The 13,191-nt window shown below is 71.7% G+C and carries 10 protein-coding genes; 9 read left to right on the top strand and 1 reads right to left on the bottom strand.

Translation table 11 applies throughout. The features are described 5' to 3' along the window. On the bottom strand, positions 1-2,216 hold a 2,216-nt coding region (gene eccCa, locus E4099_RS19255), incomplete at its 3' end, for a type VII secretion protein EccCa (RefSeq protein WP_135340339.1). Between the two features lie 205 nt (positions 2,217-2,421). Between eccCa and eccD the strand changes: the two genes are divergently transcribed. From eccD to E4099_RS19210, 9 genes are all read left to right on the top strand, one after another. Beyond that, positions 2,422-3,828 carry a type VII secretion integral membrane protein EccD gene (gene eccD / locus E4099_RS19250; protein ID WP_135340338.1) on the top strand — a complete coding sequence of 469 codons (1,407 nt, stop codon included), beginning with the start codon at positions 2,422-2,424 and terminating at the stop codon, positions 3,826-3,828. A 16-nt stretch (positions 3,829-3,844) separates the two neighbouring features. Continuing rightward, positions 3,845-5,320, top strand: coding sequence for a type VII secretion protein EccB (gene eccB / locus E4099_RS19245; RefSeq protein WP_135340337.1), 1,476 nt, complete (start codon positions 3,845-3,847; stop codon positions 5,318-5,320). A gap of 232 nt (positions 5,321-5,552) precedes the next feature. Beyond that, positions 5,553-5,933: a hypothetical protein gene (locus E4099_RS19240; protein WP_135340336.1), complete on the top strand. Its 381-nt coding sequence runs from the start codon at positions 5,553-5,555 to the stop codon at positions 5,931-5,933. Between the two features lie 55 nt (positions 5,934-5,988). Beyond that, positions 5,989-6,312, top strand: coding sequence for a WXG100 family type VII secretion target (locus tag E4099_RS19235; RefSeq protein WP_135340335.1), 324 nt, complete (start codon positions 5,989-5,991; stop codon positions 6,310-6,312). Positions 6,313-6,372: 60 nt separating this feature from the next. Continuing rightward, positions 6,373-6,858: a type VII secretion system-associated protein gene (locus tag E4099_RS19230; protein ID WP_135340334.1), complete on the top strand. Its 486-nt coding sequence runs from the start codon at positions 6,373-6,375 to the stop codon at positions 6,856-6,858. Between the two features lie 43 nt (positions 6,859-6,901). Continuing rightward, complete coding sequence (locus E4099_RS19225) at positions 6,902-9,826, top strand: AAWKG family protein (protein WP_135340333.1); 2,925 nt, start codon at positions 6,902-6,904, stop codon at positions 9,824-9,826. A gap of 122 nt (positions 9,827-9,948) precedes the next feature. Beyond that, a complete protein-coding gene (locus tag E4099_RS19220; protein WP_135340332.1) occupies positions 9,949-10,446 on the top strand; it encodes a YbaB/EbfC family nucleoid-associated protein in 498 nt (165 codons plus the stop codon). Beyond that, positions 10,443-10,763: a hypothetical protein gene (locus E4099_RS19215; protein ID WP_135340331.1), complete on the top strand. Its 321-nt coding sequence runs from the start codon at positions 10,443-10,445 to the stop codon at positions 10,761-10,763. Before E4099_RS19220 ends, E4099_RS19215 begins: the two co-directional genes overlap by 4 nt. A gap of 3 nt (positions 10,764-10,766) precedes the next feature. After that, on the top strand, positions 10,767-13,191 hold a 2,425-nt coding region (locus E4099_RS19210; RefSeq protein WP_483414776.1), incomplete at its 3' end, for a WXG100-like domain-containing protein.

The following is a 13,191-nucleotide window of genomic DNA, read 5'->3' as shown; positions in this document are numbered from 1 at the left end:
GTCTCCGGCTCGGGGGCGGCGGGCAGGGTGCGGGGCACCACCCACTCGGTGCCCCAGGGCACCACCTGGCGGGCGATCTGCGCCCGCCGGGCGCTGCCGCGGCGGGGGGCCTTGTAGGTGCCGGAGACATAGGCGGCGCGGAACCGGGTGAGGGCCTCCACGCCGCTCTTGAGGTAGCCGCTGCCCGGCTGGGAGGGCAGGTGGTAGGCGTCCGGGACGCCGAGCACGCCGCGGCTCTCGATGGCGGAGAAGGTGCGCAGGCCGATCCGGTAGGAGAGGTGGCCCTCCAGCTGGTTCATCCGGCCCTCCTCCAGCCGCTGGGAGGCGAGCAGCAGGTGCACCCCCAGGGAGCGGCCGAGGCGGCCGATCATCACGAACAGCTCCATGAAGTCGCGGTGCGCGGCGAGCAGCTCGCTGAACTCGTCGACCACCACGAAGAGGCTGGGCAGCGGGGCCAGCGGGGTGCCGGCGGCCCGGGCCCGCTCGTACTCCAGCACCGAGGCGTAGTTGCCGGCCTTGCGCAGCAGCTCCTGGCGGCGGATCAGCTCGCCGTGCAGCGCGTCCTGCATCCGGCCCACCAGGGCGGTCTCGTCCGCGAGGTTGGTGATCACGGCGGAGGTGTGCGGCAGTTCGTCCATGCCCAGGAAGGTCGCGCCGCCCTTGAAGTCGACCAGCACGAAGTTGAGCGTCTCGGAGGAGTGGGTGAGCGCCAGGCCCAGGACCAGGGTGCGCAGCAGTTCGCTCTTGCCGGAGCCGGTGGCCCCGATCAGCATGCCGTGCGGCCCCATGCCGCCCTGCGCGGACTCCTTGATGTCCAGCTCCACCGGGGTGCCGTCCTCGCCGACGGCGATGGGCACCCGCAGCCGGTCCCGGCCCTCCACGGGGTGGCGCCACAGCCGGGCCGGCTCGTGCCGGCGCAGGTCGGGGATGCCCAGCAGGGTGGTCAGCTCGGTGTCGGTGACGAAGGGCTCCGAGGCGGTGGCCTGGCCGCCGAGCCGGTACGGGGAGAGCCGGGCCGCCAGTGCCCGGGCGGCGGCCGGGCCCAGGGTGTCCGGGACCCCCAGTAGTGTGGCCTGCTCTTTGCGTTCGCGATCGGTGCGTACGAGGTGCAGCCCGGCCTCGTCCAGCCGCAGCCGCAGGGTGCCGCGGGCGGCCTTCCAGGTGAGGGCGCCGCTGAGGTCCACCAGCACCGTGTTGCGGTAGCCGGCCCCGGTGACCCGGTGTCCGGAGGGCACCGCGCCGCCGTCCACCACGACCAGGGTGAAGGGCTCGTCGCGCCCCGGCGGGGTCTCCGGGTCGAAGGGCGGGCGCTGGGTGAAGTCGGCGCCCAGCAGCTCCTCCAGGGCCTGGAAGTCGGCCGCCGCGAGCCGGGCCGCGCCGGCGCCGTCGCGCTGGTAGCCGTGCTGGGCGTGCGGCAGCCACTTCAGCCACTCCCAGGCGCCGCGCCGCTCGTCGGCCACGCACAGCGCGACGTTCAGCTCCTCCGGCGCGTGGAAGGCGGCGAGCTGGGCGATCAGGGCGCGCAGCAGGGCCCGGGCGCGCTCCTCCTGCTCGGCGTCCGCCTGCACCAGCACCCGCGACCAGGCCCGCAGGTACAGGGCGATGGGCTGGTCGGGCACGGTGCCGTAGGCGCGGATGAAGCTGCGCAGGGCGTGCGCGGACAGCGGTTCCAGGTCCTCGACCGGCTTGGTGGCCAGCGGTGCCAGCCGCAGCGCGAGCTTCTGGTCGCCGACCGCCACCCGCACCTCGGCGAAGTCCTCGTCGGAGGGGCGGCGCTCCCACTGCCGGCTGGTGCCGGCCAGCGCCCACAGGGCGGTCGGCTCGGGGTGCCGCCAGGCCAGCGCCTTCTGCTGGGCGCCGACCGTGACGCGGATCTTGCGGCGCATCTGCGCCAGATACCGCAGATAGTCCCGCCGCTCCCCCTTGAGTTTGCGTTTGCGTTCACTGGAACCGCGGACCACCTGGACGAGCACCATCGCCACCGAGGAGAGCAGCATCATGCCGATGGCGACATAGCTGAAGGCGTTGGCCTGGCCCGGGCGGATGAACATCATCAGCATGCTCAGCGAGGTGAGGCCCATCGGGAGATAGGTCCACATGGCCGCGGTGTTCGGTTCCGCCTCCGGCAGGGTCGGCGGCTCCTGGAGGCTCAACTCCCCGTCGGGCATGTCGGGGCCGCGCCGGCGGGCGGGCCTGCGAAACAGGACGGTGCTCACGCTGGGTGTCTCCTCGGGCTCGTCGCATCCGGTCTTCGGCGACTCGCGCGCAGGGCGCGGAAGGTCCCGCTCCGCGCCGGGGGATTCCGGGAGCGGCGGAGGACCGCAAAGCGCCCGGGGTGCCTGTGACCTGACGGGTTGTCCAAGGTAGTGTGCGCTACCCCACTTTGGTACACCGGCCCCTCGGAGAGGTGCGGCCACCGCTATGACGGAAACTACGGGCATAACGAGCCCCGGTCTGTGCCGACTGACGGTAAAGACACCCCAGCGCCTGCTCGACCTCGCGGTACCGGTCGACGTACCGCTGGCCGATCTGCTGCCGACCCTGCTGGACCACGCCGGCGAGGGCCTGGCGGAGCAGGGGATCGAACACGGCGGCTGGGTGCTGCAACGCCTCGGCGAGGGCCCGCTGGACGAGGAGAGCACCCCCGAGACGCTCTCCCTGCGCGACGGCGAGACCCTGCACCTGCGGCCCCGGACCGAGGCCCTGCCCGCGATCCACTTCGACGACCTGGTCGACGGGGTGGCCACCAGCATGCGCGCCCGCCCGCACGGCTGGGACGCCCGCACCGGCCGCCGGCTGCTGCGAGCCACCGCGGTCCTGCTGCTCGCGGCGGGCTGGGTGGTCTGCGCCCTGCCCGGCGGTTCCGCCACGACCCGGGCCGCGGTGGCCGCGGCCACCGGCCTGCTGGTGCTCTTCGGGGCCGCCGCGGCCTCCCGCGCGGTCGGCGACTCGGCGGCCGGTGCCGCCCTCGGTGTCTTCGTGCCGCCCTATCTGGCCCTGGCCGGGGCGCTGCTGCCGGCCGGCGACGCGGACCCCGGCGGCCAGTTGACCGGTGCCCGGCTGCTGGCCGGAGCCGCCGCGGCGGCCGGCGGAGCGGTGCTCACCGTCGCCGCGGTGGCCGCCTTCGTCCCGCTGCTGCTGTCGCTGGCGGTGATCGCCCTGGCCGGGGCGGTGTGGGGCGGGCTGATGCTGACCCTGGACGTGGGGCTCGGGCCGGCGGCCAGCGTGGTGGCGGTGCTCGCCGTCGCCGTCGGCGGACTCGTCCCCTCGCTCGCCTTCCGGCTGTCCGGGCTGCGGCTGCCCGTACTGCCCTCCAACGCGGAGGAGTTGCAGGAGGGCATCGACCCCCACCCGCACGGCCAGGTGGTCGACCGCACCGCGCTGGCCGAGGAGTGGATGACCGCGCTCTACGCGGCGGTCGGCCTGGTCTGCGCCGCCGTGCTCACCGCGCTGCTGCTGGACGGGCCGGACACCGCCGCCCGGATCACCGCCGGGGTGCTCTGCCTGCTCCTGCTGCTGCACTCCCGCGGCATCGGGAACCTGTGGCAGCGCCCCGCCGTCTTCCTGCCCGGCCTGTACGGGATCGTCCTGGCGGCCCTGACCGCGGGCGCCGAACTGGCCCCCGAGCGGCGGCCGGTGCTGCTGGCCGTACTGCTCGCCCTCGCCGGGATCGCGGCGATCACCTCCTGGACGGTGCCCGGCCGCCGGGTGCTGCCGCACTGGGGCCGCGCCGGGGACATCCTGCACACCTGCGCGGCGGTGGCGCTGATCCCGCTGGCCCTGTGGGTGCTCGGCGTCTACGGCGACCTGCGCGCCATTTCCGGCTGACGAGGGGGATGGCGCTATGCAGTCCAGGAAAGACCAGGTCCAGGCGCACATGTTCGTCCTGGGCCGACTCACCAGCGGCATGCTGCGGCAGGACCCGGACGCGCCGGAGAGCCCGGTCGGCCGCACCAACCGCGGCCTGGCCTGGGGCATCGGGCTGGGCGTGGTGCTGGTCGTCGGCTTCCTGCTGTTCGGGATGATCTCGCCGGCCGGCAGCAAGTCCTGGCGCACCGCGAACGCGCTGATCGTGCAGAAGGACACCGGCACCCGCTACCTGTACCTCGACGGCCGGCTGCACCCGGTGCGCAACTACACCTCGGCGCGCCTGATCGCCGGCAGCGGCCTGCGGACCGTCTCGGTCTCCGCGAAGTCGCTGCGCGGGGAGGCGCACGGCACCCCCGTCGGCATCCCTGGCGCCCCGGACGCGCTGCCGGGGCTCGGCGATCTGGAGGACGGTGCCTGGCTGGTCTGCGCCGACCAGCCGCGGCGCACCGGACCCGACGGCGCCGGGCGCAAGGCCAGGACCTCGCTGCGGCTGGGCCTGCCGGCCGGCCGGGAGCTGCCCGGGCGGCAGCGGGCGGTGCTGGTCGCCGGCCCGGACGGCAGCACCCATCTGCTCTGGGGGGACCACCGGCTGCGGATCGGCGGGCACGGGGCGCAGCAGGCGCTCGGCTACTCCGGGACCACCCCCGTCCCCGTCTCGGCGGCCTTCCTGGACAGCCTGCCCGCCGGGGCCGACCTGGTGGCCCCCGAGGTCGAGGGGCGCGGTGCGGCGGCCGGTACGTTCGGTGGCAAGGAGGCGCGGGTGGGCCAGGTGTTCACCCTCACCTCGCCCGGCGCCGAGGGCCGCTACTACCTGCTGGAGAAGGCGGGCCTGCGGCCGCTCGGCAAGCTGGCCGCGGCCCTGGTGCTGGGCGACGACCGCACCGCCGCCCAGGCGTACCGGGGCGGCACCCCGGCCGCGCTGCCGCTGACCGCCGACGAGCTGGCCCGCCACCAGGCGCCCAGTGGCAAGGCGGGCCAGGTCGGCAAGGACCCGGCGGACTGGCCCGAGCGCGCCCCCGCCGTGCGGGCCCCGGCCGCCGACACCGCGCTGTGCGCCGAGACCCTGCCCCAGGGCACCGCGCCCCGGGTGCGGCTGGCCCTGGTGCGGGAGGCCGGCGGGGTGCCGGCGCCGGCCGCCGGGCCCGAGATCGCACGGGCCTGCCTGCCGCTGGACGGCATCGCGGTCCGCCCCGGCGGTGGGGCGCTGGTGCAGGCCCTCGGCGCCGGCGGAGGCGTCCGCGGCACCACCACCTATCTGGTCACCGATGTCGGGGTGAAGTACCGGCTGACGGACGCGGGCGCGGTGGAGCGGCTCGGGCTCAAGGGCGGGCACGCCCAGGCCGTGCCGTCCAGGCTGCTGGACATGCTGCCCACCGGCCCGGAGCTGAACGCGGCGGTGGCCACCGGTGAGTTGCCGGCCGCGGCCTCGGCGCGACCGTCCTGTGCGTGAGATTCACCGGCCCGCAATGAACCGGAAGCCGATTCCTCACATCCTCTCTGCCGGGCCGCCAACTCCCCTTGTCCGGACCTCTAGTACGCAATATCAGGAGAAGCTCAGGAAAGCCGTGCAGGCATTGCCCCTGCCACATTCGTCTCATTAGCATCGGCCGCACCAGCGCAGGTGAGGGCACCCCCACCAGCACCGCGCCCCCGAACGGCCGCTCCTCAGACAAGGACACGCCATGTCGACTCCGCCCCCCGCCTCCTCCGGCAACCTCCAGACGTCCAGTCAGAACGCCAACCAGCTCGGCTGGAACGCGCTCTCGCAGGCCCAGACCGGTGTCAAGCGCTCCCAGACCGACGTGCAGACCGTGATGGGCGCCCTGATCAAGGCCTACGGCGGCAAGGACGGCGGCGCCTTCCAGAGCCTCCTGAACGAGTGGAGCGGCCAGGTCGACGTCATCACCCGGAAGATGCAGGAGATGATGGACGCCCTCACCAGGACCGGCCAGGCGCAGACCAAGACGCAGAGCGAGATCGAGGATCTCATCGTCACGGCCAAGAAGCAGCACGCGCAGCTCGGCGACGACGCCTACGCCGCCATGCTGGGCAAGTCCTCGTAGCCGCAAGGAACCCCCGCCCGATCCCCGAACGGCTCACCGGACCCAAGGAGCTTCCGTGTCCTTCTACGACCACCACAACGACGGTGTCATCCACGTCGAGTACAACTCCGTCCAGATGGCGGCGGACGACATGCGCAACCAGACCAAGGCCATCCAGAACACCGTCATCGCCCTCAACGAGGAGCTGGACTCCCTGCGCACCGCCTGGCAGGGCATGGACGCGGCCACCTACCAGGAGAAGCAGAACGCCTGGAACGCCGCCTCCGACGCGCTCGCGACCATCCTGGACAACCACAGCCGGCTGCTGGAGGAGATCGTGCAGATCTACCGCCAGCACGAGAACCGGTCCGCCAGCGAGTGGAGCCAGATCAAGGTCTGAGTCGGCCGGCGGCACCGCTGAGCCGTGCCGCCGACGCCCTCGTCGTCCAGGAGAGAGAGCATGGCGAAAGTCGATCTGTCCCACCTTGATCCCAAGGCCCTCACGGCTCTGAAGGACAGCGACCCGGGTGGGGTCCAGGAGTTCATCACCAAGCTGACGGCCCTGCTGTCGACCGACGGTGCCCGGGAGGTCGTCTCCATGGCGGCCCTGGACCGCCAGTTGCAGAATCCGGGGGCCGCCTTCGCCAAGAACGTGCTTCAGCTGGGCAACCTGGCCGGCGAGGGCGCCTCGCCGCTGACCGCCCTGACGTTCCTGAGCTACGTCAAGAACTCGGCCAAGTCCCTGCACGACACGGAGACCGGGCAGAAGAAGCTCTTCGAGGACATCAAGGCGAGCCTGAAGACCACCATCGACGCGATGAACAAGGCGCAGCAGGACAGCCTGGACGAGGTCGAGGCGCAGAAGTTCCTCACCGACTGGCAGAGCGTGAACAAGGACCTCGCGCCCAGCACCACCAGCAACGACCCGTCCAAACAGAACGTCTGACCCGAGCCGCCGCCGTACCGCCGCCCCTTAAGGACCTGCACACATGGGCCAGGAATCCAAGTCCCCCAACTGGGAGAACGTCGTCAGCCAGCTGACCGGCTTCGCCGGCGGCACGCGCGAGGACGTGGGCAAGGTCGGCAGCATGGCGGACTCGGGCGGCGGGCTGGGCAGCGGCTGGCTCAAGGCGGACATCAAGCGCAAGGGCCTGTACTGGCTGACGGACAACGAGCAGACCACGGACGACAAGTACAAGCCGGAACGCACCATCGTGTTCTACGACGACGCGGGCTCCAACGGCTACGTCGACTACTTCTACGAGGTCACGCTCACCACCACCTGGTCCTCCTCCGGCGGCAGCGACTTCAGCGACGGCGGGAAGGCCGGGGCCTACGACTGGGGCTACGGCGAGGCCCTCGAACAGCTGGTCAACCAGCACACGGTCGCCCATTTCAACGGCGACCGGAGGTACCCGCACAACGAGGCGGTCGACCCCAAGAGCAGCGTCGACCTGAACACCTTCATCGCCACCGCCAAGTCCTTCGACGAGGTACGGCAGTTCTTCGCCGACTACCAGAAGCCGCTGGAGGGCTGGGACCGCGACCTGGGCGGTGACGACGCCGCCTGGCAGGGCTCCGCGGCGGACACCTTCCACGCGCTGATCAACGGGCTCCACCACGGCTACAAGGACTACGCCGACCTGCTCACCCCCACGGGTACCACCGTGGCCGCCGAGTTCGGTACGTACACCTCGACCTCGGTGGTGGGCGACAACATCATCCGGGGCGGCAACGCCATCCACAACGCCGCGAAGGCCCTGCACACGGCGTGGACCACCTGGACGGGCAAGTACGGCTGGCTGCCCACCCACCACCTGGACAACTGGATCGACAAGGTCGCGATCTACCTGAACGCGCGGAACCTCAGCAAGATCAGGCAATCGACGGCCGCCAGGAGCAGGTATGTGAAGTTCGGCGACTTCTCCATCTACTACGACGAGGGCAGCGGGATCGGCGACCTGCGGACGGCCGAGGCCTGGCAGCGCCTGAGCCAGAAGGCCTACACCGACTGGGTGGCCAACCTGGCGGGTCTGGACACCGCCGCCAACACCGCGGCGGTCACCCTCAACAACGCCCTCGCCGATGTCGGTGAGGCCAACTCCTCCTTCGTCTTCAACGCCGGGATGCAGGACCTGAAGACGAAGTTCACCGAGGAGCAGGCCAAGAAGGAGAAGGAGAAGGCCGAGCAGGACGCCGCGGAGGAGAAGAAGAAGGCCGAGCAGGAGAAGGAGGACCTGGAGAAGAAGCTCGGCGGAGGTGGCGGCGATCCGCCCCCGGGGCTCGGCTCCAACGACACCGACGGCGGACTGGGGGACCAGAAGCCCCCGCCCGGCCTGAACCCCAACGGCATCGGGAACCCCAAGGACGGCCTGGGAAACACCAACCTCGGAACCCCGCCTCCCGGACTGGGCCTGAACGACACCGGGAACACCGTCAAGAACCCGGACGGCTCCATCACCACCCGCAACCCGGACGGCTCCAGCACCACGACCTTCCCCGACGGGCACAAGGAGACCACGCCCCCCGGCACGCTCCCGCCGCCCCTGTTCCCGAACAACCCCGGCGGTCCGCTGTCCCCCGGCGCCGGCGGCACCCCGCTGAAGACGGTCAAGGGGCCCGACGGCAGCACCACCTCGTACAACCGGGACGGCTCGACCACCACCACCCACAAGGACGGCACCACCACCACGGTGGGCCGCGACGGCACGGTGACCACGGTCAACCCCGACGGGTCCACCACCGTCCTGCACAAGGACGGCAGCGAGACCGTCAGCTACCCGGACGGCACCAAGACCACCATCCGGCCCGACGGCAGCTCGGTCACCCAGTACAAGGACGGGTCCACCAGCGAGCGGGCCGCCGACGGCACGCTGACCACCACCGACGCCGAGGGCCACAAGACCGTCACCCACCCGGCCTCCGGGGAGACCGTGCACAACCCCGACGGCTCCACCACGACCTTCAACAAGGACGGTTCGGCCACCACCGTCCACAAGGACGGCACCCGGACCACGGTGAGCCCCAACGGGACCGTCACCACCATCGACCGGGACGGCACCAAGACGGTGTCCCACCTGGGCAAGCACACCTCGACCGTGGAGTACGCCGACGGGTCGGTGGCCAAGGTGGACAAGGACGGCACGGTCACCACCACCTACAAGGACGGCACCGCCACCAAGCTCGGGCCGGACGGCACCTACACGACCACCGACCCCAAGGGCAACAAGACCACCGAGCACCTGAACCCGCTCGGCGGCAACGCCGACGCCGTGACCAAGCACAACCCGGACGGCTCCACCACCACCCGCTACCCGGACGGCACGGTCGACCAGAAGCTCAAGGACGGCGGCCACAAGATCACCTACCCGGACGGGCGCACCGTCACCACCGACGCCGACGGCCGCACCCTCAGCGTCACCGGTGGCAGCACCGGCCTGGGCAGCAACAAGACCAGCAGCCGACTGAGCGACTACGACTACTACGACTACCCGGACACCAAGCGGTACACCTCGCTGCTGGACGGCGGAGGCTCCGGCTACGGCGACTCCGGCTCCAAGCAGTCGGGTCCGCCGGCGCTCAACCCCAATCCGCTGGGCGGCAGCATGGCGCCCCCGGGCAGCGGCGGCGCCGGCTCCGGCGGCCTGCTCGGCGAGCGCACCCGCGGCGCGGCGATGAACGAGGCCGCCACGGCCCGGCAGCGTTCGGCCCAGCTCGCCGCCGAGGAGGCCGCCGCCATGCGCCGGCCCGCCACCACCTCCGGGGGCATGCCGATGATGCCCCCGATGGGCGGCGCCGCGGGCGGCGGCCAGAAGACCCAGAGCGAGGAGCGGGAGCGCGCCACCTGGGTCAGCGAGGACGAGGACGTCTGGGGCACCGACGAGGGCGGCGTCACCGGGGTGATCGGCCGATGACCGGGCCGTACCGCGGGCGGACCGCCAGGCGAACCGCCGGGCCGGCGGCCGGACACGGGACGGCCCGGGGCCGGTGGCCGGCCGCGCGGACCGAGGACCACGACAAGGAACAGGCCAGGTAGATGAGCAACCCTCTGGAAGAACGGCTGGCGGAGGCGCTGGCGGAGTTCGAGGAGACCCGGTCCCGGCTGGACCAGGCCGCGGCCGAGGCGGCCCGGATATCCGTCACCGTGACCGCCAAGGACCGCTCGGTGGAGGCCACCGTGGGCGCCCAGGGCGAGCTGACCAACCTGCGCTTCCCCACCTCGCGCTACCGCACCATGGCGCCCGCGGAGCTGGCGAACACCCTGATGGCCACCATCGCCTCGGCCCGCGCCCAGGCGGCCTCCCGGCTGATGGAGGTCTACCGCCCCTTCGGCCCCGTCCCCGGGCTCTCCACCGACGCCGAGGGCGGCTTCGCCCCCGTGTCCTGGGACGAGCTGTTCGCTCCGCTGCGCGAGGAGGAGGGCATGCCGGTGCCGCCCTCCCGCTCCCCCAGGTCCTCCTCGGGGGCCCTGCTGGACGAGCTGGTCGACGACGAGGACACCGGCGAGGACACCCGAGGAGAAGGCGCGCGATGAGCGAACTCGATGTCGACAGCGAGGGCCTCAACCGCGGCGGCGAGGCCCTCGACGACGTGGGCAACAAGATCAAGCTCATCCGCGACGAGTACGTGGACAAGATCACCAGCTACCGGGGCTGCTGGGGCACCGGGGAGTTCGGCGAGACCTTCGCCAAGAAGTACTACGAGGGCCTGAACTCCGCCGTGGAGGGGGTGGAGGCGCTGAGCAAGGCGCTGGAGGGCAGCGCCGAGAGCCTGAAGAAGACGGCCGGCGGCTTCCGCAAGGGCCAGCAGAACATCCTCGACGGCATCAACCACAACAAGAACAAGCGCTGACCCATGTCCCTGCACTTCCCCCCCGACTGCGCCTGGCTGTTCGCGGCCCTGACCGGCGAGGTACCGCCGGACGGCGACGAGGACAAGATGTTCGCCCTCGCCGAGGCGCACAAGGACGTGCACGGGAAGCTCACCAAGGACATCCAGGCGCAGATCGCCGACGCCCTGGGCTACACCGCCAAGAACTTCGGCGGCGACGCGGCCAAGATGTACCAGGAGGCGATGAAGGCCTTCCTCGGCGGCCAGGAGGGCGTGGACTACTTCAACGCGGTCGCCGACCAGGCGGGGTTGATCGCCGACTTCACCCGCAAGAGCGCCACCCAGCTCCAGTACACCAAGTACATGATCATCGCCCAGCTGATCGAGCTGCTGATCGAGGCGGCGGTGGCGGCGGCGATGGCCTTCTTCTTCGGCGCCTCCATCGCCGCGTACCTCCAGCGCCAGGCGATCGTCAAGCTGATCCTGAAGACCCGGCTGGGCCGGCTGATCGCCATGCTGCTGATGCACGAGGTGATCAACGTCGGCATGGGCGTGGCGATGGACGGGCTGGTCCAGTGGACCCAGCTCAACCAGGGCACCCGCGACGAGTGGGACACCGACCTCACCAAGAACGCCGCCATCTCCGGTGCCGTGCAGGGCGCGCTGGCGGGCCCCTTCAACTTCCTGGGCGACAAGTTCGGCAAGGTGCTGTCGAAGCTGTTCGGCAAGGACGCCGGGAAGAACATCGGCAACCAGCTCGACGGGCTGATGCCCCCGCCCAAGACGAAGACGGGCCCCAAGCTCGGCGGCCCCACCCCACCGCCCAAGCCGGGTGGCGGGCTGGGCCCCGGCGGCAAGCCGCTGCCCAAGACCCCGCCCACCTCCTTCGGCCAGGACCTCTCCAAGGTCTTCCAGAAGAACCTGCCGAACACCGCCGGGCCGGGCGGCGCCGCGGCGGGGAAGCAGTTCGTCAAGGAGATGGGCGACACCTTCCAGAAGCACTTCGGCGGCAAGGCCGCGCGCGGCGTGGGCCAGGACTGGGCGAAGACGCTGCTGGAGAAGACCGGCACCAAGGACCTCCCCAAGGCCCTGGAGAAGTCCCTCGAACCGCTCGGCAAGAAGATGGACCCGGCGGTGGCCAAGGTGCTCAGCCAGGGCACCGCCGACGCCCTCGGCAAGAACATCCTCCAGACCATGGTCCAGGGCACCAGCCGCGGCCTGTTCGAGGGCGCCCACGCGGCGGTCTCCGAGGGCACCTACAACCTGCTCTTCTCCGACGAGCACACCTTCAAGACCTCCGGTCTCACCTTCGGCTCCGGCATGGTCGAGGGCCGGCTGGGCCATCTGCTGGAATCCGGCGGCGAGAAGCTCGGCATGGGCCTGCGCAACACCCTCGGCATGCCGCCGCCCAGCTGGGCGCAGGGCGACCTGGGGGTCGGTACGGACCTCGGCTCCGACACCTCCGGTTCCTCGGGCTCGTCCGGCTCCTCCACCGGTGACACCTCCCCCGGCGGCCTCACCTCCGACGCGCCCGACCTCGCCCTGGACGAGTTCTTCGCGCATCCGGACGACGATCTGGACTACCTGGACGTCGACGAGGACGACGGCGAGCTGGACTACCTGGACACCGGCGAGGACGCGGACGGGAACCAGACCACCTCGTCCCCGGCGAACGGAAACCGAAACGACAGCCAGGGCGGCCAGGGGAACCAGCAGACGTCCCCGGTCACCGTCGGCTCCACCCCGCCCTCGGTCTCCACCCCCTCCGCCAACTCCGGTCAGGCCGGCGGCACCACCACGCAGACCACCGGCTCGAACACCTCGGCCACCTCCAACCAGCAGAACCAGTCGAATCAGTCGAACCAGAACTCCGCGTCCCGCGCCACGAAGGACACCGCCACCCCGCCCTCCCAGCCGGGCGGCCTCACCACCGAGAGCGGCACCCCGGGCCAGACCCCCGGGGCGAACCAGGAACAGGGCGCCGGCGGGTCCTCCACACAGAACGACACCCAGAACGAGACCCAGGACACCCACGACACGCAGGAGCACGCGAACCCCGAGCAGAACGAGCAGAACGAGCAGAGCCGGCAGGAGGAGCGCCCGCGCACCCTGAGCGACTCCGGTGCCGAGTCGCTCGGCGCCCAGCAGGCCACCCCGCCCCCGGTCACGACGGGGTCCGCGCAGCAGGACACCGACACCCCCACCCTCGCGACCACCTCCACCAGCTCGGCGTTCGAGACCCTCCAGGGCAAGCTGGCCCCCGACGAGGGAACCAGCGACCTGACCACCAGCCACGCCCCGGCCTCAAGCACCGTCTCCACCCCGCAGCCGGTGGTCTCCGTGGTCTCCCAGGACCAGAACACCGCTGTCGACTCGGTCGAGACGGCGGAGGACAGCGCCCAGAGCCTGATCCCACCGCCGCCCGTGGTCTCCACCCCCACCTCCAGTC

Source organism: Streptomyces palmae (assembly GCF_004684805.1).
Taxonomy (GTDB): Bacteria; Actinomycetota; Actinomycetes; order Streptomycetales; family Streptomycetaceae; genus Streptomyces; species Streptomyces palmae.
Note: the sequence above shows the minus strand (reverse complement) of the source record. Positions and strands in the feature narration are given on the sequence as shown.

What these genes read in the sequence shown, in the direction of transcription:
- E4099_RS19220 (WP_135340332.1), top strand. Translation starts at nt 9,949, where the DNA reads ATGAGCAACCCTCTGGAAGAACGGCTGGCGGAGGCGCTGGCGGAGTTC.
- E4099_RS19240 (WP_135340336.1), top strand. Translation starts at nt 5,553, where the DNA reads ATGTCGACTCCGCCCCCCGCCTCCTCCGGCAACCTCCAGACGTCCAGT.
- eccD (WP_135340338.1), top strand. Translation starts at nt 2,422, where the DNA reads ATGACGGAAACTACGGGCATAACGAGCCCCGGTCTGTGCCGACTGACG.
- E4099_RS19230 (WP_135340334.1), top strand. Translation starts at nt 6,373, where the DNA reads ATGGCGAAAGTCGATCTGTCCCACCTTGATCCCAAGGCCCTCACGGCT.
- E4099_RS19215 (WP_135340331.1), top strand. Translation starts at nt 10,443, where the DNA reads ATGAGCGAACTCGATGTCGACAGCGAGGGCCTCAACCGCGGCGGCGAG.
- eccB (WP_135340337.1), top strand. Translation starts at nt 3,845, where the DNA reads ATGCAGTCCAGGAAAGACCAGGTCCAGGCGCACATGTTCGTCCTGGGC.
- E4099_RS19225 (WP_135340333.1), top strand. Translation starts at nt 6,902, where the DNA reads ATGGGCCAGGAATCCAAGTCCCCCAACTGGGAGAACGTCGTCAGCCAG.